This window comes from Mesobacillus subterraneus (assembly GCF_023715485.1).
GTDB lineage: Bacteria > Bacillota > Bacilli > Bacillales > Cytobacillaceae > Mesobacillus > Mesobacillus subterraneus_B.
In genome coordinates this window covers 233,208-257,397 of sequence record NZ_JAMBOF010000004.1, presented here as the reverse complement: position 1 = coordinate 257,397, position 24,190 = coordinate 233,208, and the positions used below count along the sequence as shown (strand labels likewise).

31 protein-coding genes are annotated in these 24,190 nt (G+C 40.5%); 27 read left to right on the top strand and 4 right to left on the bottom strand.

Annotated features, from left to right (window positions below):
* The first annotated feature begins 46 nt into the window (after positions 1-46).
* From M3204_RS07955 to M3204_RS07930, 6 genes are all read left to right on the top strand, one after another.
* On the top strand, positions 47-1,447 hold the full coding sequence (locus M3204_RS07955; protein WP_251480604.1) for a sigma-54 interaction domain-containing protein: 1,401 nt from the start codon (positions 47-49) through the stop codon (positions 1,445-1,447).
* A gap of 172 nt (positions 1,448-1,619) precedes the next feature.
* A complete protein-coding gene (gene ablA / locus M3204_RS07950) occupies positions 1,620-3,050 on the top strand; it encodes a lysine 2,3-aminomutase (protein WP_251480602.1) in 1,431 nt (476 codons plus the stop codon).
* Between the two features lie 11 nt (positions 3,051-3,061).
* The gene (locus M3204_RS07945; RefSeq protein WP_251480600.1) at positions 3,062-3,343 is read left to right on the top strand and encodes a YokU family protein; all 282 of its coding nucleotides are present in this window, start codon (positions 3,062-3,064) and stop codon (positions 3,341-3,343) included.
* A 131-nt stretch (positions 3,344-3,474) separates the two neighbouring features.
* Positions 3,475-3,666, top strand: a complete 192-nt coding sequence (locus M3204_RS07940; RefSeq protein WP_251480598.1) for a hypothetical protein — start codon at positions 3,475-3,477, stop codon at positions 3,664-3,666.
* A gap of 150 nt (positions 3,667-3,816) precedes the next feature.
* A complete protein-coding gene (locus tag M3204_RS07935) occupies positions 3,817-4,038 on the top strand; it encodes a YozE family protein (protein ID WP_251480596.1) in 222 nt (73 codons plus the stop codon).
* A gap of 194 nt (positions 4,039-4,232) precedes the next feature.
* Positions 4,233-4,931: a hypothetical protein gene (locus M3204_RS07930; RefSeq protein WP_251480594.1), complete on the top strand. Its 699-nt coding sequence runs from the start codon at positions 4,233-4,235 to the stop codon at positions 4,929-4,931.
* Here M3204_RS07930 and M3204_RS07925 read toward each other — a convergent pair.
* A complete protein-coding gene (locus M3204_RS07925) occupies positions 4,928-5,098 on the bottom strand; it encodes a hypothetical protein (RefSeq protein WP_251480593.1) in 171 nt (56 codons plus the stop codon). The genes M3204_RS07930 and M3204_RS07925 overlap by 4 nt on opposite strands.
* A 176-nt stretch (positions 5,099-5,274) precedes the next feature.
* Between M3204_RS07925 and M3204_RS07920 the strand changes: the two genes are divergently transcribed.
* Positions 5,275-5,448: a YozD family protein gene (locus M3204_RS07920; RefSeq protein WP_125480955.1), complete on the top strand. Its 174-nt coding sequence runs from the start codon at positions 5,275-5,277 to the stop codon at positions 5,446-5,448.
* Between the two features lie 339 nt (positions 5,449-5,787).
* Positions 5,788-6,558 carry a sporulation protein gene (locus M3204_RS07915; RefSeq protein ID WP_251480590.1) on the top strand — a complete coding sequence of 257 codons (771 nt, stop codon included), beginning with the start codon at positions 5,788-5,790 and terminating at the stop codon, positions 6,556-6,558.
* A 54-nt stretch (positions 6,559-6,612) separates the two neighbouring features.
* Here M3204_RS07915 and M3204_RS23660 read toward each other — a convergent pair whose 3' ends face one another.
* Complete coding sequence (locus M3204_RS23660) at positions 6,613-6,744, bottom strand: hypothetical protein (RefSeq protein WP_285856827.1); 132 nt, start codon at positions 6,742-6,744, stop codon at positions 6,613-6,615.
* A gap of 184 nt (positions 6,745-6,928) precedes the next feature.
* Between M3204_RS23660 and deoD the strand changes: the two genes are divergently transcribed.
* From deoD to M3204_RS07875, 8 genes are all read left to right on the top strand, one after another.
* Positions 6,929-7,633 (top strand): purine-nucleoside phosphorylase, encoded by a 705-nt coding sequence (deoD, locus tag M3204_RS07910; RefSeq protein ID WP_251480587.1) that lies wholly within the window; start codon positions 6,929-6,931, stop codon positions 7,631-7,633.
* Between the two features lie 469 nt (positions 7,634-8,102).
* The gene (locus M3204_RS07905) at positions 8,103-8,960 is read left to right on the top strand and encodes a M15 family metallopeptidase (RefSeq protein WP_251480585.1); all 858 of its coding nucleotides are present in this window, start codon (positions 8,103-8,105) and stop codon (positions 8,958-8,960) included.
* Between the two features lie 270 nt (positions 8,961-9,230).
* The gene (locus tag M3204_RS07900) at positions 9,231-11,627 is read left to right on the top strand and encodes a heavy metal translocating P-type ATPase (RefSeq protein ID WP_251480583.1); all 2,397 of its coding nucleotides are present in this window, start codon (positions 9,231-9,233) and stop codon (positions 11,625-11,627) included.
* Between the two features lie 26 nt (positions 11,628-11,653).
* Positions 11,654-11,860, top strand: coding sequence for a copper chaperone CopZ (gene copZ / locus M3204_RS07895; protein WP_251480578.1), 207 nt, complete (start codon positions 11,654-11,656; stop codon positions 11,858-11,860).
* Between the two features lie 127 nt (positions 11,861-11,987).
* The gene (locus M3204_RS07890; RefSeq protein WP_285856826.1) at positions 11,988-13,490 is read left to right on the top strand and encodes a S41 family peptidase; all 1,503 of its coding nucleotides are present in this window, start codon (positions 11,988-11,990) and stop codon (positions 13,488-13,490) included.
* A 67-nt stretch (positions 13,491-13,557) separates the two neighbouring features.
* On the top strand, positions 13,558-14,472 hold the full coding sequence (locus M3204_RS07885) for a CobW family GTP-binding protein (RefSeq protein ID WP_251480575.1): 915 nt from the start codon (positions 13,558-13,560) through the stop codon (positions 14,470-14,472).
* Positions 14,473-14,540: 68 nt separating this feature from the next.
* Entirely contained in the window at positions 14,541-14,720 is a 180-nt protein-coding gene (locus tag M3204_RS07880; protein WP_251480572.1) for a hypothetical protein, read from the top strand.
* Between the two features lie 265 nt (positions 14,721-14,985).
* A complete protein-coding gene (locus M3204_RS07875) occupies positions 14,986-15,822 on the top strand; it encodes a hypothetical protein (protein WP_285856825.1) in 837 nt (278 codons plus the stop codon).
* Positions 15,823-15,866: 44 nt separating this feature from the next.
* Here M3204_RS07875 and M3204_RS07870 read toward each other — a convergent pair whose 3' ends face one another.
* The gene (locus M3204_RS07870) at positions 15,867-16,106 is read right to left on the bottom strand and encodes a DNA alkylation repair protein (protein WP_251480568.1); all 240 of its coding nucleotides are present in this window, start codon (positions 16,104-16,106) and stop codon (positions 15,867-15,869) included.
* A gap of 240 nt (positions 16,107-16,346) precedes the next feature.
* Here M3204_RS07870 and M3204_RS07865 point away from each other — a divergent pair, with 240 nt between their 5' ends.
* The 11 genes from M3204_RS07865 to M3204_RS07815 all read left to right on the top strand — a co-directional run bounded on the left by M3204_RS07865 (position 16,347) and on the right by M3204_RS07815 (position 23,493).
* A complete protein-coding gene (locus M3204_RS07865; protein ID WP_251480565.1) occupies positions 16,347-16,628 on the top strand; it encodes a hypothetical protein in 282 nt (93 codons plus the stop codon).
* Positions 16,629-16,807: 179 nt separating this feature from the next.
* Entirely contained in the window at positions 16,808-17,134 is a 327-nt protein-coding gene (locus M3204_RS07860) for a sulfurtransferase (RefSeq protein WP_251480562.1), read from the top strand.
* Between the two features lie 12 nt (positions 17,135-17,146).
* A complete protein-coding gene (locus tag M3204_RS07855) occupies positions 17,147-17,410 on the top strand; it encodes a metal-sensitive transcriptional regulator (protein ID WP_251480560.1) in 264 nt (87 codons plus the stop codon).
* Between the two features lie 128 nt (positions 17,411-17,538).
* Positions 17,539-17,904, top strand: a complete 366-nt coding sequence (locus tag M3204_RS07850) for a rhodanese-like domain-containing protein (RefSeq protein ID WP_251480557.1) — start codon at positions 17,539-17,541, stop codon at positions 17,902-17,904.
* 21 nt (positions 17,905-17,925) lie between these two features.
* Positions 17,926-18,219 carry a rhodanese-like domain-containing protein gene (locus M3204_RS07845; RefSeq protein ID WP_251480555.1) on the top strand — a complete coding sequence of 98 codons (294 nt, stop codon included), beginning with the start codon at positions 17,926-17,928 and terminating at the stop codon, positions 18,217-18,219.
* A 159-nt stretch (positions 18,220-18,378) separates the two neighbouring features.
* The gene (locus tag M3204_RS07840; RefSeq protein WP_251480553.1) at positions 18,379-18,663 is read left to right on the top strand and encodes a hypothetical protein; all 285 of its coding nucleotides are present in this window, start codon (positions 18,379-18,381) and stop codon (positions 18,661-18,663) included.
* 151 nt (positions 18,664-18,814) lie between these two features.
* Complete coding sequence (locus M3204_RS07835) at positions 18,815-19,786, top strand: WD40 repeat domain-containing protein (protein WP_251480552.1); 972 nt, start codon at positions 18,815-18,817, stop codon at positions 19,784-19,786.
* A gap of 5 nt (positions 19,787-19,791) precedes the next feature.
* Entirely contained in the window at positions 19,792-20,472 is a 681-nt protein-coding gene (locus tag M3204_RS07830; RefSeq protein WP_251480550.1) for a response regulator transcription factor, read from the top strand.
* Positions 20,469-21,872: a sensor histidine kinase gene (locus tag M3204_RS07825; RefSeq protein ID WP_251480548.1), complete on the top strand. Its 1,404-nt coding sequence runs from the start codon at positions 20,469-20,471 to the stop codon at positions 21,870-21,872. Before M3204_RS07830 ends, M3204_RS07825 begins: the two co-directional genes overlap by 4 nt.
* A 75-nt stretch (positions 21,873-21,947) precedes the next feature.
* Positions 21,948-22,409, top strand: a complete 462-nt coding sequence (locus tag M3204_RS07820) for a FixH family protein (protein ID WP_251480546.1) — start codon at positions 21,948-21,950, stop codon at positions 22,407-22,409.
* Between the two features lie 361 nt (positions 22,410-22,770).
* Positions 22,771-23,493 (top strand): CAP domain-containing protein, encoded by a 723-nt coding sequence (locus M3204_RS07815; protein WP_251480544.1) that lies wholly within the window; start codon positions 22,771-22,773, stop codon positions 23,491-23,493.
* Positions 23,494-23,709: 216 nt separating this feature from the next.
* Here the strand turns inward: M3204_RS07815 and M3204_RS07810 are convergent, their stop codons facing one another.
* Entirely contained in the window at positions 23,710-24,177 is a 468-nt protein-coding gene (locus M3204_RS07810) for an Hsp20/alpha crystallin family protein (protein ID WP_251480542.1), read from the bottom strand.
* Between the last annotated feature and the right edge of the window lie 13 nt (positions 24,178-24,190).

Here is a 24,190-nt window from a genome sequence, read left to right as displayed (position 1 = left end):
AAGACAGTTTTTCGGCACGCTGTCATATACTTAATATGGGAGTGTGATGAGAGTGAATTCTATTTCCAATGTGACTGAAGAGATTTTAAGCGCCATTCTAAAATGCATTGATGAAGCAATTCATGTAGTGAATACGGATGGAATAACGATTTTTTATAATGAAGTGGCTGCAAAGCACGATGGACTGGACCTAAAGGAAGTGGTCGGCAAACCGCTGCTTAGTGTTTTTCCTTCATTAAATGAGCAGTCTAGCACACTTTTGAAAGTTATTGAGACGAGGAAGCCAATCTATAATGAAACTCAATCCTTTGTTAACCTTCACGGGCGAAAGATTGAAACTGTCAATACAACTCTGCCAATTTTTGTACAAGGTGAGCTTATTGGCGCGGTTGAAATCGCAAAGGATTATTCCCGAATCAAACAGCTTTCAGAACGGCTGGTCGAGATACAGAAAAGCATTAATCATCCAAATGGCAAGGCTTTAAAACAGCAGACAGTCTATAAATTCAATGACTTGCTTACAAATAACCAACATTTTGCAATGATAAAAAAGAAGGCTGAGAAACTGGCAAAGTCTGATTCTCCTATACTTGTATATGGCGAAAGCGGTACAGGAAAGGAACTTTTCGTGCAATCGATCCACAATGCCTCGAATCGGTCGGGAGGGCCGTTCATTGCTCAAAATTGTGCTGCAATTCCGGAAAACCTATTAGAAAGTATCCTCTTTGGTACTTCAAAGGGAAGTTATACCGGTGCGGTGGACAGGCCCGGTCTGTTCGAACTTGCGAATGGCGGTACACTTTTTCTTGATGAATTGAATTCCATGCCTTTCGATCTTCAGGCAAAGCTATTGCGCGTCCTTGAGGATGGTGCCGTCAGAAGAATAGGGAGTACAAAGGTCATCTCTGTCAACGTCAGAGTCATTTCGGCTATGAATGTATATCCTGGTGAGGCAATGGAGCAAAATCAGCTGCGAACAGACTTATTTTACCGATTGAATGTTCTGACATTCGAATTGATGCCTTTAAGACAGAGGAAGGAAGATATCTTGTATCTGTCCGAAGTCTTTATCAGCCAATATAATAAGAAACTGCGAAAACACATTACAGGTTTGGACAAAAATGTAAGTGAGATTTTTTTAAGCCATCCATGGCCTGGAAACGTAAGGGAATTAAAGCATACGATTGAATATATGATGAATGTTAGCGAAGGTGTGAAGCTGACTGAACACGACCTGCCTGTGATGCTAAAAAAAATGAAACCGATTGAAAATAGTGATAAAAGAACGCCTTCGACATTTGTCTTGAGAGATCATTTAAAAGAGGTTGAACAGGAACTCATCAGCGAGGCTCTGGCCATTTGCAAGGGCAATGTGCAGAAAGCATCCGCGCTTCTCGATATCCCGAGGCAGACCTTGCAATATAAAATTAAAAAACTGAATCTATAGGTTCACCCTTCTAATCTGCCGGAAATTCAGCAGGTTATTTTTCTTTTTTAAGGACAATTTTCTCCTTTTTCCCTTGAGTTTTTAAGGTTTCGAGCTTTTTTCTGAACAATCAGTTATTTTGGCACGAAACTTGCATTGATATAAATTGCACATTACAAAAGGGGGAACTGGGATGAAACAATCTTTATATAAACCTTCAAGACATTGGAAGGACATTGAATTATGGAAAGATGTTACGGAAGAACAATGGAATGACTGGCTCTGGCAGCTTACCAATACAATCCGGACACTTGATGATCTGAAGAAGGTCATTAACCTTACACCTGAAGAAGAAGAGGGAGTAAGGATATCCACGAAAACAATTCCATTAAATATCACACCTTATTATGCATCATTAATGAATCCAGATGATCCCCGCTGTCCGGTAAGGATGCAATCAGTACCAATCTCTCAAGAAATACACAAGACGAAGTATGATCTCGAGGATCCTCTCCATGAAGACGAAGATTCTCCAGTACCGGGATTGACCCATCGTTATCCTGACAGAGTCTTATTCCTTGTGACCAATCAATGTTCAATGTATTGCCGTTATTGCACACGCAGAAGGTTTTCCGGCCAAATCGGCATGGGTGTGGCTAAGAAGCAGCTCGATGCGGCAATCGAATATATCAGTAGGACACCAGAAGTCCGGGATGTGTTGATCTCAGGGGGCGACGGACTTTTGATCAACGACAACATCTTGGAGTATATCCTGAAAAACCTGAGGGAAATCGACCACGTTGAAATCATACGCATCGGGACACGGGCACCAGTAGTATTCCCGCAGCGGATAACTGAGAATCTTTGTTCCATCCTCAAAAAATACCATCCAATCTGGCTAAATACACATTTCAATACATCCATTGAAATCACTGAAGATTCAAAGCGGGCTTGCGAAATGCTTGCAAACGCAGGCGTCCCGGTTGGCAATCAATCAGTCATCCTTGCAGGAATCAATGACAGTGTCGCAATCATGAAAAAGCTAATGCATGACCTCGTAAAAATTCGAGTACGTCCATATTATATTTACCAATGTGACTTATCTGAAGGCATCGGCCATTTCCGTGCCCCGGTGACAAAGGGTCTTGAGATTATCGAAGGGTTAAGAGGCCATACATCCGGCTATGCTGTCCCGACATTCGTGGTTGATGCCCCTGGCGGAGGCGGGAAAATCTCCTTGCAGCCCAATTACCTGATATCCCAGAGTCCGGAAAAAGTCGTCCTACGCAATTTTGAAGGTGTTATCACCTCTTACCCTGAGCCTGAAAACTATGTTCCAGGCAAAGCGGAGGGTTACTTCAAACAAGTGTACCCTGACTATGAAAATAAAAAATCGAACACTGGAATCGCAGCAATCATGAACGACAGTGAATTCAACCTGGTTCCAGAGGGTCTGCGCAGAATTGACCGAAGAGAACAGTACGAGGTCGATCCGACGCATGCGTCATTAAAAGATAAGCGGGAAAAACGAGATGAACTGAAGGAAAAGAAGTTTTTGTCACAGCAGAAAAAAACTGCTGAAGTACCAGATGGGCAGGGAGCAGTCCCGTCTACAAATGAATAGGAGGGTACCCGATGGGAAATTGTGACTGGTGCAGCAGCGGAAATATCAAAGCAGTAACAGACAGTGTATACTGGGAGCTTCCTGATGGAACGAAAGCAATCCAGATCACGGATACTCCGGCGATCCATTGCCCTGACTGCGAAATGACCTACCAAACGGAATTAATTACAAAAGAGATTGAAGACCAGCTGTTTTTAATCAATACCAAGAACCTCGGGAAGGTGATTACCTTCGAGGACTTAATGGCCCAGCCAAGGCTGCTGAAGCGAAATTACTTCGATTTTTCATCATGATATACCATTGTGATAAATCTAACCTAAAGAATAGTTATGTTCACAAAAGTTTCACTTTCCCCTTTTACCCAGCTTCTTTCCAATCATTATAATAGACTGGGGAGTATTCATTGGGAAGTGGGGAGAAGACCATGTACATCGCTTTAACAATCATGCTGGTCGCAGCCATGTTCGTCCTGTTCATGTGCGGATATTACGTGAGGCTGATCAAGGAAAAATTCGGAATGAACTGGCTGCATGCCGTGCCGATCACGGTAGCGATTCTTATGTTCAATATTATATGGGCACTGCTGGAAATGGCAAAATCATCTAGATGGCAATAACCTTAGAGCACCTTCTATATTAGGGAGGTGCTTTTGCTTTTATTGTACTTTAATATCTTTAGTGATGATTTTGCATTAAAGTGGACGGGCAGGGATCCAATCCGTTATAGTATTTGCAAACTAATATTTACAATAGGCAGGCGTTCATATATGTATAAAAGCTTTTACCACTTCCTGATGAAATATCGCACGGCATCTCCTAAGGATCAAATAAGTGCATTCGCAAACTCGGCATATGATGATCTTGCGTTTCCAAAAAACTCAGAGGACTATGACGAACTAAGTTCCTATCTGGAGTTGAACGGACATTATCTGAAAACCATGGCAGTCTTTGATGAAGCGTGGGAGTTATACCTGATTTCAGAAAGTTAAACAATTGATTTGAGGACTTCTGCTCATACGCGGAAGTCTTTTTTTTATTACATGGTTATTGAAATTGAAAGCGTTTTTTAAGTCAGAGTCGTAAAACATTGAATCCATTCTCTTTCTAGGCGTGGCGATTTTCAGAATAATGCATATACTGTTGTAATCACAATTCACGACTCATCGTTGAGAGGATGGAGGACATGGAAAAACGGAAGAAACCTAAATTTAACATCGGTGATACAGTCGTGATCACTATCTATGGGACTGTGGGGAAAGTGACAGATATAAAATGGCTTGACGGCCTTCATGTATATGAGATTAACAAAAGCGAGGGCTTGTATTTGGAAACGAGTTTGCAGATGCTTTCGGAGTATGATGGGAAGCTGCTTGATAAAGAACAAATCGACATCGAATACAAATATTTCTTCGGGGATTTAGTCCAGGTTAAAGGATATGGGGCAGATCTTTTCAAGGTCGTAGGTTTCAGGACGGAAATCTGGAGATATAAAGAAGATGCCTGGGAGGATGTCATATATGAACTATCCAGGATCAAGGATGGAGAATGGCTTGAAGCAGGAGAAGAAGAATTGACACTCGTTGCGGACTCTGAGAGTGCTGAAACCTTTATACAAAAGCTGGGCTTGTTGTTTTCTGCTAATAAAGAGGTGAGGCCTTCTGTCAACCTCGAGAAAAAGTCCCCTCAGCCACGTGCAGGTGAAAAGGAAGAATTACGAAAGATCAATCAAAGAAGGATGACAATAGATAATCTGCTTGATATATATAATGACTATCGGATTTTATATAAATGCTTCAATGATGAGGAATATGCTCATGTGATGAGAGTGATTCTTCGCAAGCTCCAGATCCTCGTCAATAATGACGGCAAAAGTCACGTTTAAAATAAGCCTGTGAACTTTAGCAGCACATAAATTGAACCTGGTACACTGACAGCCAGAATCAATTTAAATAAAAAATTCACGATATTTCCGAACAAGTCAATAATCACACTGTCTTCTTTGTTTACATCTTCCACAAACATCTCAGCAAATGTATTTAGTCTCTCCATAAGAATCGCTCCTTAATTTTGATTTATTCAATTCTATGCTTGTCCAATTCAGTTAGAACTTAATCATTATTTCCAAGTGCAACAGCCACAATGTTTAAAAGAGCCTAAATAAAAGTGGGTGCTTGGCATTAAACATGCATTCTTCACATACATTTTGAATAAAGGGGGGCGAATCTGTGAAAGAGATTGAGGTTTTTATCGATACAGAAGAAATTGCTGAATTTTTCTTTCATGAACTTGTAAAAAGGGGATACGTTCCCACGGAAGAGGAATTAGAAGAGATGGCAGATATCACATTTGAATATCTCATCGAAAAATGCATTATTGATGAAGAGCAGGATATAGACTAATTGACAATTCTTGCAAGGCGGATTCAGATGGGTCCGCTTTTTTATTTTAGGCTCTGTTAAAGCTCAATGTTTTTATTTAACCCTGTTGATTGTAGTGGAAGGCGAGAAGACTCCTCCAAAAATGCTAACGCATTTCCATCGTGCGTGGGCAGGTTCGAGGAAGCCCAATCAATGTCCTGCGGGATCAGCTGGACAGAAGAATGATCAACTTGCTTGGAAATCAACAGGCAAGTTTAACTCAGCTAAATGAAAAAAAATTTATGAAGAGTGAAACTCTGGGAAGAAATAACCGTATACATAACCATGGCAGATAAAATGGAGAATAGGGAGGAAATGTGAATGTCATTTTTCAATAAAGTGTTCGCAAGTGTGGGAATTGGTGGGGCTAAGGTTGATACGAGACTGGAAAAGGACCGAATCATGCCTGGGGAAGAAGTGCGGGGAGTTGTCCAAATCCGTGGCGGCAGCACAGAGCAAAATATTGATGACATCTATCTGAGTTTACATACAACATATATTAAAGAAGCCGATGATAAAAAATATACAGCTACAGCGCAAATTGATCGTTTCAGGCTGACTCAGTCATTTGTGATCATGGAAAACGAAACGAAAGAAATGCCTTTTTCATTCAGGCTTCCCCTGGAAACACCCTTGTCAATGGGAAGGACAAAGGTTTGGGTGAATACAGGAATCGATATTAAAAATGCTGTGGACCCTACTGATAAAGATTATTTGACGGTTGTTCCCAATCCGCTCATGGACGGGATTTTAAATGCAGTGAGCGGACTTGGATTCCGCTTAAGAGAGGCTGAGTGCGAACAAGCACCTAGACATCTCCGCAGAAACCTGCCATACGTTCAAGAGTTTGAATTTGTTCCAGTCTCTGGGCCATTCAGGGGCAGGCTGGATGAATTGGAGCTTGTTTTTTATCCAAAGAATGAAAATGAAGTTGAAGTCATGATGCAAGTTGATCGCAGGGCACGAGGTCTTGGCGGCTTCCTTTCAGAGGCAATGGGAATGGATGAAACATATGTCAGGATGACAATCCATGCTGCCGACCTGCCTTCATTGAAGCAAAAAATCCAGGCTGCTGTAGAACGCTATTGCTAAGTTAAAACCCAATGAAGAGAGGACGATGAAGCATTCTGCTTCATCGTCTTTTTGCTACGCCTTGCTCTTCCTGCCGGTCGCAGAATAATCTTTCCCGTGTGCTTCCTGTTCTGCAACGATTGCTTCAGGTGAGATATGGTTATTTTTCTTAGGTGAATTGATGCGGTTCCGGTGTTTCTTTCCCATTTTCATTTCCCCTTTATGAGACGGATTTTTGTAGTGCCAATGCTAAGGAATTTTTTGATTTTGCTTTGGTAATGCTATCTCTAGCATTCCCGTTATTAAAATTGTCATGAAACTGAAGATTTTCCTGCTTAGCTATATTGTGGTATAGTTTTTAGGTAGCAACCCATAGGATGGAGGATTTTGAATGAGTGTACATATTGGCGCTAAAGAAAATGAAATCGCAGAAACGGTATTGCTTCCAGGCGATCCATTAAGAGCGAAATACATAGCTGAGACCTTTCTTGAAGATGCAAAGCTTTATAATGAAGTAAGAAATATGTTCGGCTATACCGGAACTTATAAAGGAAAGAGAATTTCCGTTCAAGGTACAGGAATGGGCGTGCCATCAATTTCAATTTATATCAATGAATTGATGAATAGCTATAATGTCAAAAACCTTGTGCGAGTAGGCACCTGCGGGGCAATCCAAAAGGATGTTAAAGTAAGGGATGTAATCCTTGCAATGAGTTCTTCAACAGATTCACAAATGAACCGCTTGACTTTTGGCGGCGTCGATTTTGCTCCAACGGCAGACTTCGATTTATTATATAAGGCATATAATGCGGGTCTTGAAAAAGGCTTGAACCTTAAAGTCGGCAATGTTTTCACTGCAGACCAGTTCTACAATGACAATGCTGAATTAGAGAAATGGGCACAGTACCAAATTCTCGCTATAGAGATGGAAACGACTGCACTTTACACATTGGCCGCAAAATACAATCGCAATGCACTTTCCATCCTTACAGTCAGCGACCATATCCTGACTGGTGAAGAAACGACTTCTGAAGAACGCCAAACAACTTTCAATGACATGATTGAAGTGGCACTTGAAGCTGTAATAAAAGAATAAAATATTGAAAGCCCTTTCCCGACGGAAAGGGTTTTTCTTTTTTTTCAAATGACTGGGTTAAAGGTCAATGTAGATTTTTAAGCTCTGTTGATCTTCGTTCCAGGCGCGAAGACTCCTCCGAAAATGCTAACGCATTTCCATCGTGCGTGGGCAGGTTCGAGGAAGCTTAATCAAAGTCCTGCGGGATGAACGGGTCAGGGGAGACCTAGGTGAAATGATTCTCGTGAGGAATCATTTGCACCCCGCAGGAGTGAAGCGACGAGGAGGCTCCCCGGGCCGCCCGCGGAAAGCGAAGCGCCTGGAACGCAAATCAACAGCCAAGTTTAACAGATAAATTTTAAAGTTTGGTTTTTTTAAATATTAGACATAATGGAAATAAGGTATGAATGGGAAAAAAGGCCATACGAAAGTCTATTAAAAAATGATAGAATAGGGTATTGCACTAAAAAGCTGAAGAATGGTGGATCACATGAAAAAGATTTTAATTTTATTTACTTTTCCGATACTCCTGGCAGGCTGCGCGCCGGTTGAACCATATTTAGAAAAAATTCCATACATTGGTAAAAATTTTACTGAACAAGACCAGTACGCTGATGAATCATCCAACCCTTCGGAAGAACCGCAGCAAGAGGACAATGGCACAAATGACAATCAAGAAGTGGACAACCCAGCAGAAGATGAACCAACACTAGAAGCCGCGTATTTTAACGTCATCCAAAATACAGACGGAAAGAACGTCATCCAGAATCCGCAAAATACATTATCGCTTGTAAATAAAATTTTTGGATTGCCTGCAGATTATATTCCAGGTGATCTCATCCGTCCAAATGTCCAATTTTCCTTTGGGGACGAGAAACTTGAAAAAAGCCTGATGAGAAAAGAGGCGGCAACCGCGCTTGAGCAAATGTTTGCCGGGGCTAAAAATGATGGGATTGAATTAGCCGCTGTCTCCGGATACCGCTCGTATGGCCGCCAAGATACTCTTTTTAATGCTGAGGTACAAAAAGTTGGCGAGGAAAAAGCGCTTGAGGCTGTGGCGTTGCCAGGAAGCAGTGAACATCAGACAGGTCTTACGATGGATATCTCAAGCAAGTCAAACAATTTTAACCTCAATGAACAATTCGGTTCCACGAAAGAGGGAGTCTGGCTGGTTCACAACGCACATAAATATGGATTTATCCTTAGATACCCTAAGGGCAAAGAAGGCATCACCGGATACATGTATGAACCATGGCATTTCAGGTATGTAGGCATTAAGGCTGCCACTGAGATTTATACTAACAAATGGACATTGGAAGAATACTTCGAGAACGTCAAAAAAATATAAGTTTTATGGCCTGGCTGCGTTGCCAGGCTATTTTTTATGTTTGTACAAATGCATTGGTCGCAAAGTATAGTGTATAAGAATGAATCCATTTCGAAAGGTTCCCTTTCAAAACTTTTCAATTGTGACAAATTTGACAGAATTTTTCTCGGAAAAACAATAAATTAAAAGAATAAGCAAACTTTCCAGTTGATAAATATACTATACAGGGGTATAGTAATTGTTATAGAAAGTCTGAATTTAACGTTTGACTAATCGAAACGGGGTGGATTTATGAAAGAGCAAATGACCGTTGATATTACCGGTATGACTTGCGCCTCCTGCTCCACAAGGATTGAAAAAATCCTAAATAAAATGGATGGCGTTGAAGCAACGGTAAACCTTGCGATGGAAAATGCCTCAGTCACATATGAACCTGAAAAAGTTAAACCTGAAGTTATATTCAATAAAATCAATGACCTGGGGTACGGAGTCAGGAATGAGAAAATGGACCTTGACGTTTTCGGAATGACCTGCGCTGCATGTTCAACGAGAATTGAAAAGGTTCTGAACAAGATGGAAGGAATGGTTTCAGCAAATGTCAATCTTGCAACCGAAACAGCTGCTGTTGAATTTAACAGTGCGCTCCTTTCTGCAGATGAAATAATAGCTAAGATACAGGACCTTGGCTATGATGCCAAGGAAAAAGTGCAGCGTGAGGCGAAAGCACAACATAAAGAAGAAGAAATCAATGCGAAGAAACGAAAGCTTTCTATCTCGATCCTTTTATCTCTTCCACTTCTTTATACAATGATCGGCCACGCCCCATGGGATACAGGATTGCCGATGCCGCATTTGTTAATGAACCCATGGTTTCAACTCCTATTGGCAACACCGGTTCAATTTTGGATTGGCGGGCAGTTTTATGTCGGCGCTTATAAGTCTTTGAAAAACAAAAGCGCGAATATGGATGTCCTTGTCGCACTAGGTACTTCAGCAGCGTATTTCTACAGCCTTGCAGAAGCGATAAAAACAATAGGGAATCATGGATATATGCCGCACTTATATTTTGAAACAAGTGCCGTATTAATTACCTTGATCCTTGTTGGAAAGCTTTTTGAAGCTCTTGCAAAAGGCCGGACTACTGAGGCGATTTCAAAGCTGCTCAGCCTGCAGGCTAAAGAAGCGACCGTCATCAGGGATGGTGAGGAAGTTAAAATCCCGATTGAAGAAGTGAAAGTAAACGATACGATCATCGTAAAACCAGGCGAGAAAATTCCGGTGGATGGCAAGGTTATATCTGGGCAATCCGCAGTGGATGAAGCGATGATTACCGGCGAATCAATTCCAGTCGAAAAATCACCTGGCGATTATATGATTGGGGCAACAATCAATAAAAACGGATCCTTGACGATGTCTGCTACAAAGGTAGGCAAAGATACTGCCCTTGCAGGAATTATCAAGGTAGTCGAGGACGCGCAGGGAAGTAAGGCTCCAATACAGCGTGTGGCAGATCAAATTTCAGGTATCTTCGTTCCAATTGTTGTTGCGATTGCGATCGTGACTTTCCTTATATGGTATTTTCTTGTAACCCCTGGAGATTTTGCTTCAGCGTTAGAAACAGCAATTGCAGTACTTGTTATTGCTTGTCCTTGTGCACTTGGGCTGGCCACTCCGACGTCAATCATGGTCGGCACAGGGAAAGGTGCTGAAAACGGCATTTTATTCAAAGGCGGGGAGCATTTAGAGGCTACTCATAAAATTAATGCGATTGTTCTTGATAAAACAGGTACAATTACAAAAGGGAAGCCTAGTGTCACAGATATTGACATTTTCGAAGATGAAGAAAAGGTCCTTAAATATCTGGTTTCAGCGGAAAAAGCCTCCGAGCATCCTCTTGCCGAAGCGGTTGTCGAATATGGCCATTCACAAGATATTGAAATTCTTCCAATGGAAGAGTTCTCAGCGATTCCGGGACATGGAATTAAAGCATCTATTAACGGTGATAAGGTTTTTGTTGGTACCCGTAAGCTTATGAGAAAAGAAAATATTGAGTATGCGCTGTACGAACATAGGCTTGAGAAGTTGGAAACAGAGGGAAAAACTGCAATGTTGATTGCAATTAATGACAAAGTTAACGGAATTGTTGCAGTAGCTGATACAGTAAAGGATACTGCACGTATTGCAATTGAAGAGCTTAAATCGATGGGTATTGAAGTTTATATGCTGACTGGCGATAATAACCGTACAGCCAAAGCGATTGCTGCCCAGGTGGGCATTGACAATGTAATTGCTGAAGTTTTGCCAGAAGAGAAGGCTAATCATGTAAAAGAACTCCAACTTAAAGGCAAGAAAGTCGCAATGGTTGGCGATGGTATTAATGATGCTCCTGCACTTGCGGTAGCCGATATCGGAATTGCCATTGGAACTGGAACGGATGTGGCTATTGAGGCTGCAGATGTTACGATTTTGGGTGGAGAACTTACGCTGATTCCAAAAGCTATTTCATTGAGCAAGAAAACAATGAAAAATATTCGCCAAAACCTATTCTGGGCCCTTGCTTACAACTCAGCAGGCATTCCCGTTGCTGCCCTAGGCCTTCTTGCACCATGGCTAGCCGGAGCTGCAATGGCATTCAGTTCAGTTTCTGTAGTGACTAACTCCCTTCGTTTGAAGCGGATTAAGTTATAAATTAAAATAAGAGAGGAAGATTCATAATGGAAAAAACAACTTTAAAAGTATCAGGCATGACTTGCGGCCACTGCGAAAAGGCTGTAAAAAACGCACTAATGGGCGTTGATGGTGTGGCGAGTGTGATCGTTTCATTATCAGAAGGAACGGCAGAAGTTGAGTACGACGGTTCAAAAGCAGAAGTTAACAAAATGAAGTCTGCAGTTGAAGATCAAGGCTACGATGTAGAATAGTAACATAAAGCAGCGGTTTCTGAACCGCTGCTTTTTATATGCGTGCCTATTTTTCTGTTAATTTGGAAGTAAAAATGTTATTCTAATCATTAAGGATTTTAAGCTTGATTGAAAGTGGTGAAAAGGGTTGGATCAGCAAAATATTAATGAAGAAAACAAAGAAGAAATAAAGGGTCAAGAAAAAATAGCAGAAGCAGAGACCAAAAATAGTTTTCTTCGGATAAAAAAGTTCCACTTTGCAATGCTGTTGTTCTTTCTAGTCTTTTTAACAGCAGGAATCACTACCTTTGCGCTTGCTTTCGGTGAAGACAAGCCCGCAGTGCAGGTAATCAGGGATAGAGAAGAGTTTGCAAAGCTTTATGATGCTTATGACACGTTGAAAAATGATTATTATCAAGACGTCGACCAGGAAAAGCTTATCAATGGGGCTATAAACGGTATGCTTGAATCACTCGACGATCCGTATTCGGACTATATGAGCCAGGAAGACGCTAAGAATTTCCATCAAAGTCTTTCATCTTCATTTGAAGGGATCGGGGCGGAAATACAGGAGCGGGATGGCCATATTGTCATTGTCACTCCGTTGAAGGGTTCTCCTGCTGAAAAGGCTGGTCTGCAGCCAGAAGATAAAATCATGTCTGTAGATGGGAAGAGTCTTCAGGGCATGAGCACTACTGAAGCGGTTGCCCTTATTAGAGGCGAAAAGGGAACGGACGTTAAATTGTCAATCCTTCGCCAGGGGGCTGAACAACCGGTTGATGTCACAATCACTCGTGATACAATCCCGATTGAAACAGTATATGGTGAAATGCTCGAAGGCGGGGTTGCCAAAGTCCAGATCACCAATTTCTCGCAAAATACAGCCAAAGAGCTAGTCAATGTTCTGAATGACTTGCAAAAGCAAGGAATGAAGGGCCTTGTGCTTGACCTTCGCCAAAACCCTGGCGGTCTGCTTGATCAGGCTATTAAAATTTCCAGCCTGTTTGTCCCTGAAGGGAAAGTGTTGTTTAAAGTAGAAGACCGTGAAGGCAATGTCGAGGAGTACGCATCAGAGAATAGCAATAATAATAATCTGCCTTTAGTCGTTGTCATCGATAAAGGCAGCGCAAGTGCTTCAGAAATTCTTGCCGGTGCAGTTAGTGAATCAGCCGGAGTTCCTCTTGTAGGGGAAAAATCTTTCGGCAAAGGCACCGTTCAAAGAGCAGAAGATTTCTCAGATGGATCGAACATGAAATTTACAACTGAAAAATGGCTAACGCCTGAAGGCAATTGGATCCATAAAAAAGGCATTAATCCGGATCATGAAGTACCAATGCCTGAATATGCTTCGCTGCCATTCATCGATCCGGAAACAGAACTGAAGGAATCTACTGCTTCTGAACAAGTCAAAGCAGCTCAAAAAATGCTAAAAGCACTTGGCTTTGACCCTGGAAGGGAAGATGGCTATTTTGATGAAAAGACAAAGGAAGCTGTCATCGCATTCCAGAAGTCCAAGGAACTTGAAGAAACTGGAGTTCTGAAAGGAAGTTCAACTATCGAATTGATGAATACACTCCGCGAACAGATCAAGAATGAAGATCCACAAATAAAAAAAGCTATCGAAGTCTTGAAGCAGGAAATGAATAAATAAACAGAATCTCCAGCTTATGCTGGAGATTTTCCATATTACATAAAAGAAGTAAGGCGGCGGAAAAAGCATGAAAAAAACTGAGGTTTATATATTATCCGGGTTCCTCGGCACAGGCAAAACCACTTTATTAAAGCAAATTTTACAGCATGAAAAAAAGAATGACCGGACGATTGCAGTCATGATGAATGAGCTCGGGAATGTATCTATTGACTCAGATGCGGTTGAGACAGATGTACCTTTAAAAGAACTGCTGGGAGGATGTATTTGCTGTACAATCCAGGATAAGCTTGAATCTCAGCTGCAAGGTTTGCTATTTGACCATAATCTCGATGCAATTTACATCGAAACGACAGGAGCGGCACATCCGGTTGAAGTTCTGGATGCCGTCCTTTCTCCATTGTTTGCAGAAAAGCTAGATATCAGAGGAATTGTTACAACTGTTGATGGCACTTTATGGCTGAACAGGAATACTTTCAACCCCCAGGTGCATCAGCTTTTGCTTGAACAGGTCAAGCATGCCGATATTGTTATAATCAACAAATCGGATCTGCTTTCAGAAGCCGAGCAGGCTAAAATCAATTTGGAAATACAATCCCTTAATACAAACGCAAAATGTATTCTAAGTTCTTTTTCAAAAATTCCAATGCAACTTCTTGAATCTATGTCGCACACAAAAAAAGCAGATAGAGCAGGTGCGCATGTCCAAATGGATTTAAGATTGACTACATTTGTCCATCAGTTCCAAAATCCTGTCAGCCAAAATGGATTTGAAGACTTTTTAAGATCGTTGCCTGAAACAATTTATCGGATCAAGGGTTATGTTTTGTTTGACCATTCCCAATATCCAGACTTGTTTCAATACTCCTATGGCATGCCGCTGTATATGAAGGAATATATGAAAATGCCGTTGAATCTCGTTTTTATTGGCCAGGTTACTGATTGGAGCGGAATTGAAGTTCAATTGAGAGAGCTAGAAGGATAAACCAGTTTTTCTTTATAGTGCATGGGGTAGGTAATACATATATATATTCGATGGAAAGGATGAAAAATATGCCTTGGACAAAGAATGATTACCCAGTTTCAATGAAGAATTTAGACCCTAATGTGCGTGAAAAAGCAATCGAAATTGCCAATGCGCTTATAACGGATGAGCATTATGAAGATGGGAAAGCTATTCCGATCGCAATCGATAAAGCAAAAGAATATATAGCAAACCATAAAAACGATTAAACCTAACCCAGCCAACGCTGGGTTTTTTATTTTTGGCTTTATTAAAATAATAGTTGGCCATAAAATTATGGATTGAAGCAGAAATAGACAGGCAGATTTAAATTGATTAAAGATCATCAAACTGAATAGTAAAAAGCCAAAACGCAAAAACTTTCATGAAGCTAGTTTTTAACAATGTATTATTGACTGACTGATCGCAGTCAGATGAGTTACATAAGGGTTATGACTCCGGATGCTCATTCCTAAAGAAAAAGAGTTGAGTGAATTGAAAGTAAAGAAAATTCTTCTGGTTATTTGCATTTTCTTTCTCGTTAATGCAAATGATGTCGAAGCAAAAAAGCAGTCCCGCAAAAACGTAATCAAGATGACCCAGTGGGAAGAAGTAAATAACATTCTCCCGAGGTACAGCAAGTTTACCGTTGTCGATTTAGAAACGGGAATGAAATTCCGTGTCCAGCGAAGGGCCGGGAGCAACCATGCCGATGTCCAGCCGCTTACATCTAAGGATACAGCAATTATGAAGGAGATTTATAATGGCAAATGGAGCTGGAAGCGCCGGGCAATCATTGTCGTTTCGGATGATGGAAAAATAGCTGCATCTATGCATGGAATGCCTCATGGCGGCGGGGCACTGAAAAATAATTTCCCTGGCCATTTTTGCATTCATTTTAACGGAAGCACCACTCACAGAACTAACTTTATGGATTTGTCGCATAAGCTGATGATTCTGAAATCGGCTGGAAACCTTGAAAAATATATTCAACAAACAGACCCATATGATTTGGTCAATGCTTATATTGCAGGAATCAAACAGCAGGACTCGAAAATTGTCTCCTTGATTTCTCTTCAGGAATTGGATTGGAGTAAAATTCTTCCTTCCATTGAAAATATCAGGATTTCCAGAATGGAAATATTGCCTCCTGAAGACATCGGGGACGAATTGTCTCTTACCGTTCCAGTGGAAGTTAATTGGCAAATAAATGGGGTAGGCGGAAGGAATTTTACAGGGGTAATAAAACTGGTAAGGTTCATGCCGAATGAGCAATGGAAAGTGGATTCAGTTCAGTTCCTTAGCGAGAATGGATTGTATCCTGGTAAATAAAAAGCTTGAGGAGAGAGTTTCCTCAAGCTTTTTTAAGTCATTATTTAATGTTCACCAAATTTAGCGAATGTTTTTTCATCTTCAATTAAACCGCATGCTGCACATTGAATTTTCAGTTCTGGGCCTCTATATGGAAGATGGAATGGCTCGAGCTGCTCATTTGTGTATTGTTCTACTACTTCACCTGACTGCGGGTTCAATTTTACAGCCTGAGGAATTTGAGAAATCATATTGAATCTTGTACGGTTTGTTTTGCAGTTAGGGCATCGGTAAGGTGTGCTCATTAACATTCTCCTTTTTTGCTGTTTTCGCATTGATTGTTGCTTATCGGATCAAGTTCTTCGACTACCCTTCATGTATTCCAGTTATCTTCGAGATGCTGAAAATATAGAAGTCGAGGCAAGAGCAACAAATTTTACGAAAAGAGCCTTAGTAATTTTGTTTTATATTTTGCAAAGTAAAGCAGAATTATGTAAATATACTAGAGAGGGTTTGAAACGCCAATAATTAACTGGAGGCAGAAGATGGATACGGTAGACTATGAAATATTATTGAGTGAATATAGAGGGTTATGGAATAATCGCAGGCTCGAGTCAGAACAAAGTTCAGAGAATATCCTGAAAGAAGCGATTGTGAGGGATCTAAAGGATGAAAACGCCCATCCTAGGGCAAGGAGAACATTAATGGAAAAATATTACCTTGCTACAAAGAGAATTTTAGATTCATCGATAGCTTGTGAAAGTAAACTTACGCTGATCCGTATTCACATGGAACAGGCGGAAAAAATTCAGCAAGCAAGAGATTAAAGCTTCTTAGGTGGAAGAGGGAGAATGTTCCTTCTTTTTCTTTAGCCGCACTAAAAGTAAGAATGCGAGAAATATGTCAAAAAAAATATATGTAAACTATTGCATTTATACCCCTTATGGTATATTATGAATAATGTAAGTTCACTATTGAACAAGATTAAAGAAGAGGTGAAAAGTAGTTGCTCACAGGATTTATCATCAGTCTCTTTTTGGTCACTTTGTACTTTAACCGCTATGTTCCAGTAAGGAATGTACCAGCCGTTAAAGGTAATGATAACGATGCAGTTTTCGTTGACCTCCGCGATTATCAGGACTCAGCGAAAAACCCGGTGAATGGTGCAATAAATATTCCATGTGGTTATTTAAAAAGATATATAAAAGAAATCCCGAACCAAGAGATTGTCATCATTGCCTCCGATGAAGTCGAAAAGAATTTTGGCGCAAGACTCCTAAAAAAATATGGTTACAATGTAAAAGGATATACAATTACAGGTCCATCACAATAGGAGGTGGCAAGAATGGAATACAATAAAGAAATTCTGAATCGTTTAAAAAGAATTGAGGGTCAAGTTAGAGGAAGCATCCGCCTGATCGAAGAACAAGATGAGTGCAAATCAGTTGTTACGCAGCTATCGGCAATACGTTCTGCAGTTGACCGTGCCATTGCCTTGATTGTAAGCAAAAATCTTGAGCAGTGCTTGATCAGTGATTTGCAGGAAGGCAAGGAGACATCCCAGGCAGTCAACGATGCAGTAGAACTTCTTGTCAAGAGCAGAAAATGATTATTGTGTTCTTGACAAGTTTATTTTTGTCACTTAAAATACCCTTATGGGTATTGAGGGATTATTCATTCCATCCCAGTTAACAAAGATTATTTACTAACACATTAAAATTAATGAGGTGCATATGGATGGATGTTGTTATTAATGTTTTGATTGTTGTTCTTGCAGTCGCATTTTTATGGAGCAGATTGGCTCCAACAAAAGGAGTAACCAATATTACGACAGCGCAATTGCGTGATATGATGAAATCAAAGCAGCCTGGAACGGAATTCATTGATGTAAGGACTCCTGGAGAATATAAAGGCAACCATATCAAAGGTTTCAAAAACATTCCGCTTCAACAGCTGGGCAGCAGAACTAGTGAATTATCACAGGATAAAGATGTAGTTGTCATTTGCCAGAGCGGCATGCGCAGCAGCCAGGCGAGCAAGCTGCTAAAAAAGGCAGGATTTAAAAATATAACTAATGTAAAGGGCGGCATGAGCGCCTGGTAATATAGTGAGGGGGAAAAGATTATGCGTCAGATGACACCGGAAGAAGTACAAAATGGATTAGGTAAAAATGAATTTGAGGTTGTAGATGTACGTGAAGTAAGCGAAGTAGCTGAAGGTAAAATACCGGGAGCAATCCATATTCCACTGGGGCTTCTGGAATTCAGGATGAATGAGTTGGATAAGAATAAAACCTACGTTATGGTTTGCCGTTCAGGCGGACGCAGCTCAAGAGCTGCCCAGTTCCTTGAGTACTACGGATATAATGTGATCAACATGCAGGGCGGTATGATGAGCTGGAATGCTCCTACAGAATAAGATGAAAAAAAGAGATGGCTTATGCTGTCTCTTTTTTTTACTTAGGCTCTGTTCGAAAACAGCTTTGACTGAAAACACGCTTGCTAGACTAGATAGTTAAAGGTTAAAATGATAGAAAGGATAAAAGATTTCGACAATTAGTAACAAGGAGGAATTCTAATGTCAGCTTTAGGCCGCTTGGAGTTAGAACTTGTTCATAATGAATTGGTCATTGAACGGATTTTCGACAGTCTTGTAAAAGGGTGCTGGGTAGAAGAAGGTGATCTCAAATGCATAGTTTCCGCTCAATGCATCGAGTTTAATGGAGGATTCCATGAATCTTATTTTAAAATCACCCTAACGAACGATACACTTCAGATTGAGTCTGATAGCCCATGGGAATTGGAAGTTCTTACAGAAGAATTAAAAGAAATAGCAGTGAAAAAACAAGCCTTGATGAAATAATATTTACATAAATTATTGCTTGCCGTCCTAACAGGCAAGTTTTTTTTATTTAGTGCTTTTCTTCCCTAAACAGGATGATTCGATTTCATAGTTTTCTCACAAACTACAGATATAATTATGTGAGATACTAGTGAAAGAAAAGGAGTAAAACATGAAGTGGATATTTACGATGATTGCGGCTGCTTTCACTATAATGTTATCAGCTTGTTCTTTTGAATCTTTTGAGCCGATACCAACTAATTCTTCAATTATTTCAACAGTGAACATAAAAGACATGACAATTTCATTTTATAATATGGATCAGGGGAGAAAGTTACCTGATTGGGAAGTGGACCGCCCTTATATCGGTGGAGTCATCTTTCCCGATAAGGATACTTTTTTGCTTTATGGAAAGACCTTGGAAACAGTAGATTTATACTCGCTAAGCAAAGGCAAAAAAATTAAATCATGGGATACTGGTAAAGGAATCGTCAATGCGTTATTAGTCCAAAACGGAAAAGAAGTAGCTTTTGCCGATCAGGAACGAGACAGCATCCGTTTTTACAGCCTTGAAGGAAAAGAAACAGATGAGCTCAAAACCGAAAGAGAGCCGTTAACAATACTAGAGGCTGAAAATGAGAGGAAACTGTACGTCATTAGTTTCAATCAACAAATGTTGAGCATCATCGACTTGAAAAACAAGCAGAAGCTTCCAGGCTTTGAGATTCACTCAGCAGCTGCGGGCGCTTTATTAAGCCAGGAAACTGGCGAATTGTGGATTGGCGGTCACGGAGAGGGAGCTACAGTTGAAGAACGGATTCACGTCTATGATATCAGTAGCGGCGAGTTAAAGAAGGAGATATCTGCACCGGTGATGCCGGTTAATTTCACTAAGGATGAAGAGAATATTTTCGTCCTAAGCCATGGATCCAATATGGTATATAAATTGGGAGAAGATGGCCAAAAAAGGGATTCGATGAAAGTCGGGGCAAATCCGTTTGAAATAGAACTGTTTGCTGAAAAGCTTATTATTGCAGGATATGACAGTAACGATATTTATATAGTGGAGCCGGATCGGCTGGAAATCGAAAAAACGGTGAGTGTGGGTAGTGGGCCATTCCAAATAGTCACAAGGGAGAGGTAAAAAGAATGAATCCCATAAATGTTCTAATAATCGACGATGAAGAAGATATGCGCAATCTGGTACAAATGTATCTTGAGAATTCAGGCTTCCGCTGTGTCCATGCATCGAATGGGGCAGATGCGATGAAAATACTGCAGGGACAAGAGTTTGACCTCGTGATCCTTGATATTATGATGCCTTTTGAAGACGGATTTGCAATCTGTGGTAAAATACGTTCCTTTTCCCAAGTACCAATTATATTTTTATCAGCAAAAGGGGAAGAATGGGATAAAGTAAGGGGCCTGCAGATTGGTGGGGATGATTATATCGTAAAACCTTTCAGCCCTGGCGAACTTGTCGCCAGGATCCATGCTGTATTGAGAAGGACATCACTTGTAAAGAATGATGAAGAAACCGTGGCACTTGGTAAGATCGCTATCGATATTAAAGGAAGAAGAGTCAGTGTTGAGGGAGAACATGTTCCGCTGACCCTTAAAGAATTTGAGTTGCTGGTCTTTCTTGTCCAGCACCATGGCCAAGCCCTGAGCAGGGAACAGCTTCTTGAATTCGTTTGGGGCATGGATTACCAAGGAAGCTTAAGGACCGTCGATACGCATATTAAAACTCTCCGAATGAAGCTGGGCACAGGTGACCATATCCAAACTATCTGGGGTGTTGGCTATAAATTTGAGGTGCCGGCAACATGACTTCTTTCTCGGATAGCCTGTTTAAAAAACTATGGCTGACGGTTACCGCGACGATATTAGTTACAGTCTTGTATTCATTCTTATTATCATATCTTTTTTATGAAAAGCTTTATGTCGATATCGTTGAACAATCACTAATTGAAGAAGGCAACCGGCTAGCCAGTGATTATGCTGGCGGACCGTTGACAGATGAATTAAAGCAAAGGGTAGAATGGTACAATGAGAAATCTGAATCCGAGGTATTTCTCGTCAGCAATCCAAAAGAACTGAGTGCATGCCTTCCATATGCTATTGATTATGAGACATTGATCGGAAAAGAAGAGCGCGATCAGCTGTTGAAGGGAGAGCCAGTCCTTAAAGCGGGCTTTGAGGAAAGGTTCGACCGTAAAATCCTTGCCGTTGCAATCCCACTGCTGGATAACAGCAGGCTGGAAGGTATCATTTATTTATATGTCCCGCTTGCCAAAATTTCTGAACTGACTGTCGACTTTTCCTTTTTATGGTTAGTGGGCGGTGTGGCTTTCATTATTATTGCTGCTTTTCTGGGATTCAAAATGCTCCACCGTCTTACTAGGCCGCTTGCTGCGATGAAGGAAGCGGCTGAGAAGGTCTCAAAAGGAGACTATTCTGCAAGGGTGGATATCCATTCCAATGATGAAATTGGCGAGCTAGCAAAAGCATTCAATCATATGTCTGAATCCATTCAGAAAGAAGATGAAAAGAAGCGGGAATTTCTTGCTGATGTTTCCCATGAACTGAGGACTCCAATCAGTTATATCAAAGGGTATAGTGAGGCATTGGAGTCTGGGATGATTAAAACACCGGCAGAGCAAGGGAAGTATTTAAAGCTCATCAACCGGGAATCAGGAAGGATGGTTAAAATCGTTGCTGATTTGCTTGATTTATCAAGGCTTGATGCAGATGAATATCATCTTGTGAAAAGTCCTTTCCCTCTTGCTCAGCTGCTCGAGGATTTCATCACTAAATATGGTCCTGCAATGGATGAAAAAAATATCAGTTTATCACTAAATTTAGATCCCGATATTATTATCCATGGGGATGAAGGAAGGCTCGAGCAGATTTTCCAGAACATTATCGATAATTCTATCCGCTACACCGAGGATGGAGGTAAGATTTCAATCAAGCTTTCCAAACATCGTTTCGGCAGTGTGGTCGACATTCAGGATACAGGCATTGGAATTCCCGAAGAAGACATTACCAAATTGACAACCCGGTTTTACAGGGTTAATAAAGCTAGGTCCAGAGTCAATGGTGGAACTGGGCTGGGATTAGCTATAGTAGATAAATTAGTGAAGCTTCATGATGGGAAACTGGAAATATCGAGCAAACTCGGCGAAGGGACAACTGTCAGGATTTACTTTCCGGACGTACAGTTCTAGGCATGATGCGTCCAACTTTTAACACTTTCATAAGTTATAATTACACTGTACTAATATAGCTAAGGGGTTAAATCGATGAAAAAATTATTGGTTATTATAATGGTGACTTTCGCAGGACTGTTCACAGCAGCCTGTTCACAGCAAGAGGTCGAAGAGGAACCACAGTTTCTTGATGTGCAGCTGACAGCCATTCCGGATAAAGCTCAGGTGAATGAAGAAATTACATTTGAAGCAAAGGTCACTTATGGACCGGAAGAAGTTAAGGATGCGGATGAAGTGAAATTCGAAATTTGGCGGGCGAATGCCGAGGAACACGAAAAGATATTAGTAGAGCACAGTGAAAATGGCATCTATCGACTGAAGAAATCATTTAAAGAAGAAGGTACCTACTACCTTGTTTCTCATGTGACTGCACGAAGCATGCACAATATGCCTAAAATTGAATTTATTGTAGGAAATGCTAGCGAGCCAGAAGAAGGAACTTCCTCTGAAATAGATGATAAGGAAATGAATAAGGATGAACATAGCGAACATTGATTAAAAGCGGCAGATGCCGCTTTTTTTATGTAATAAAACATGTTTTTTGTCATATAAGCGAAAAAAATGTAACATTTCCAGACTCTCAGAAAAGCTGTCAATCATGACTTTTTTCCCATTTATGGAACTGCTGGATATGTCATTTATAAAGTGGGAAGTATCACCAGTAAAAATTTATAGTCCATATATTTATATAATCCCTTGATAAATCTAGGATTATTAAAAAAGTGCATTTTTTTGCTATGATTACTATTTGCAGAATAATAGTTTTCCCAAAAACAACCAGGTTTATTACAAAAAATCCATGATATGATGAGGATGCAAGAGAGAGACAAACTAAATTTTCGGGAGGAATTCGAGAATGAAGAAAAAAATGATCCTATCAATTGCGGCAGCTGCAGCCTTACTAGCAGCAAATCCTGTAATGGATAAAGCAGATGCATCAACTGTACAAACTAAAGTTTACTATTATCAGAGCGGCAATCTGAACAACGAACAAATAAATAGTATTCTACAAAAATATTTAAAAAACTACCAATTTTCTTGGAAGCAACAACAACCTGCACAAACTCAAGTTCAGCAGCCAGCAAAGACACCAGCACCAACAACAGTTAAAGAACCAGCAAAAACACCAGCACCAGCACCAGCACCGGCTCCAGCTAAAGCGCCTGCTACACAGCCAGCTGCAGCTCCAACTTCTTCAGCTGTAAGTGCTTATGAACAAAAAGTAGTTGAACTAACGAATCAGGAAAGAGCTAAAAATGGTTTGAAACCGCTTGCTCTTGACACTGAACTTAGCAAAGTTGCAAGAGAAAAATCTCGTGATATGCAAAGTAAAGGCTATTTCAGCCACACAAGCCCAACTTACGGTTCACCATTCGACATGATGAAGAAATTCGGCATCACATATCGTTCTGCAGGTGAAAACATCGCTATGGGCCAACGTACTCCTGAAGAAGTAGTAAAGGCATGGATGAACAGTGAAGGCCACCGTAAAAACATTCTTGGTGCGAACTATACACACATCGGTGTAGGTCATGTTGCTACTGGAAACTACTGGACACAAATGTTCATCGGAAAATAATGTGATACATTAAAGAACAGCCTAATAACAGGCTGTTCTTTTTTATTATGCTCTATTCATAAAATTTGTTGCTGTTACACTCACGAATATTATCAGGTTTGATGATTTTTAAAAGTTCTTCTTGTTCAAGAAAAAAATCTCGATGTCAAAAATAATAAAAGATGGATCGTTGATTCGGTATGCAACAAATACCATAAACCAGCTTACATACAATTTTTACGATATATCTATTTCAGAGTATTGCAAATCCACAATTTTAGGAAATCTTAACTCCAGTATTCCATCTCTATGTGCAGCTGCAGCACCTTTCCTCTTTACAGTTGCTGGCAATACTAAAGTGTGTTTGTCAGAAATGTCAGGAATGTGCTCAATAATCACTTGATTTGAAGTATAGAACAGTTTCATTTGCTTCAACATAGCTTCATCTTTGAGTGGCAGTCTCACGAAAACAAAATCATGAGTTTCGAACATGTCTGCATTTATGCTGTTAGAGGGCTTCAATGGATCATTTGTGTTTTTTTCCATTTGTTTTAGCCACTCATCAGGCTTAAGCATCCCCTTCATATTTGGCTGGAGCATCTTTCCCATCATTTGCTGTACATATTTTTCTATCTCATCCGGTTTCATTTCTAAAAATTTTTTCTGAGTATTTTGGTCAAATGGCATTAGATTCCATGGAAACAATTTTATCCCGCCT

Bases quoted from the DNA above. Each gene is read 5' to 3' on its own strand.
- M3204_RS07955 (WP_251480604.1), top strand. From the start codon at position 47: ATGAGAGTGAATTCTATTTCCAATGTGACTGAAGAGATTTTAAGCGCC.
- ablA (WP_251480602.1), top strand. From the start codon at position 1,620: ATGAAACAATCTTTATATAAACCTTCAAGACATTGGAAGGACATTGAA.
- M3204_RS07945 (WP_251480600.1), top strand. From the start codon at position 3,062: ATGGGAAATTGTGACTGGTGCAGCAGCGGAAATATCAAAGCAGTAACA.
- M3204_RS07940 (WP_251480598.1), top strand. From the start codon at position 3,475: ATGTACATCGCTTTAACAATCATGCTGGTCGCAGCCATGTTCGTCCTG.
- M3204_RS07935 (WP_251480596.1), top strand. From the start codon at position 3,817: ATGTATAAAAGCTTTTACCACTTCCTGATGAAATATCGCACGGCATCT.
- M3204_RS07930 (WP_251480594.1), top strand. From the start codon at position 4,233: ATGGAAAAACGGAAGAAACCTAAATTTAACATCGGTGATACAGTCGTG.
- M3204_RS07925 (WP_251480593.1), bottom strand. From the start codon at position 5,098: ATGGAGAGACTAAATACATTTGCTGAGATGTTTGTGGAAGATGTAAAC.
- M3204_RS07915 (WP_251480590.1), top strand. From the start codon at position 5,788: ATGTCATTTTTCAATAAAGTGTTCGCAAGTGTGGGAATTGGTGGGGCT.
- M3204_RS23660 (WP_285856827.1), bottom strand. From the start codon at position 6,744: ATGGGAAAGAAACACCGGAACCGCATCAATTCACCTAAGAAAAATAAC.
- deoD (WP_251480587.1), top strand. From the start codon at position 6,929: ATGAGTGTACATATTGGCGCTAAAGAAAATGAAATCGCAGAAACGGTA.
- M3204_RS07905 (WP_251480585.1), top strand. From the start codon at position 8,103: ATGAAAAAGATTTTAATTTTATTTACTTTTCCGATACTCCTGGCAGGC.
- M3204_RS07900 (WP_251480583.1), top strand. From the start codon at position 9,231: ATGAAAGAGCAAATGACCGTTGATATTACCGGTATGACTTGCGCCTCC.
- copZ (WP_251480578.1), top strand. From the start codon at position 11,654: ATGGAAAAAACAACTTTAAAAGTATCAGGCATGACTTGCGGCCACTGC.
- M3204_RS07885 (WP_251480575.1), top strand. From the start codon at position 13,558: ATGAAAAAAACTGAGGTTTATATATTATCCGGGTTCCTCGGCACAGGC.
- M3204_RS07880 (WP_251480572.1), top strand. From the start codon at position 14,541: ATGCCTTGGACAAAGAATGATTACCCAGTTTCAATGAAGAATTTAGAC.
- M3204_RS07870 (WP_251480568.1), bottom strand. From the start codon at position 16,106: ATGAGCACACCTTACCGATGCCCTAACTGCAAAACAAACCGTACAAGA.
- M3204_RS07865 (WP_251480565.1), top strand. From the start codon at position 16,347: ATGGATACGGTAGACTATGAAATATTATTGAGTGAATATAGAGGGTTA.
- M3204_RS07855 (WP_251480560.1), top strand. From the start codon at position 17,147: ATGGAATACAATAAAGAAATTCTGAATCGTTTAAAAAGAATTGAGGGT.
- M3204_RS07850 (WP_251480557.1), top strand. From the start codon at position 17,539: ATGGATGTTGTTATTAATGTTTTGATTGTTGTTCTTGCAGTCGCATTT.
- M3204_RS07845 (WP_251480555.1), top strand. From the start codon at position 17,926: ATGCGTCAGATGACACCGGAAGAAGTACAAAATGGATTAGGTAAAAAT.
- M3204_RS07840 (WP_251480553.1), top strand. From the start codon at position 18,379: ATGTCAGCTTTAGGCCGCTTGGAGTTAGAACTTGTTCATAATGAATTG.
- M3204_RS07835 (WP_251480552.1), top strand. From the start codon at position 18,815: ATGAAGTGGATATTTACGATGATTGCGGCTGCTTTCACTATAATGTTA.
- M3204_RS07830 (WP_251480550.1), top strand. From the start codon at position 19,792: ATGAATCCCATAAATGTTCTAATAATCGACGATGAAGAAGATATGCGC.
- M3204_RS07825 (WP_251480548.1), top strand. From the start codon at position 20,469: ATGACTTCTTTCTCGGATAGCCTGTTTAAAAAACTATGGCTGACGGTT.
- M3204_RS07820 (WP_251480546.1), top strand. From the start codon at position 21,948: ATGAAAAAATTATTGGTTATTATAATGGTGACTTTCGCAGGACTGTTC.
- M3204_RS07815 (WP_251480544.1), top strand. From the start codon at position 22,771: ATGAAGAAAAAAATGATCCTATCAATTGCGGCAGCTGCAGCCTTACTA.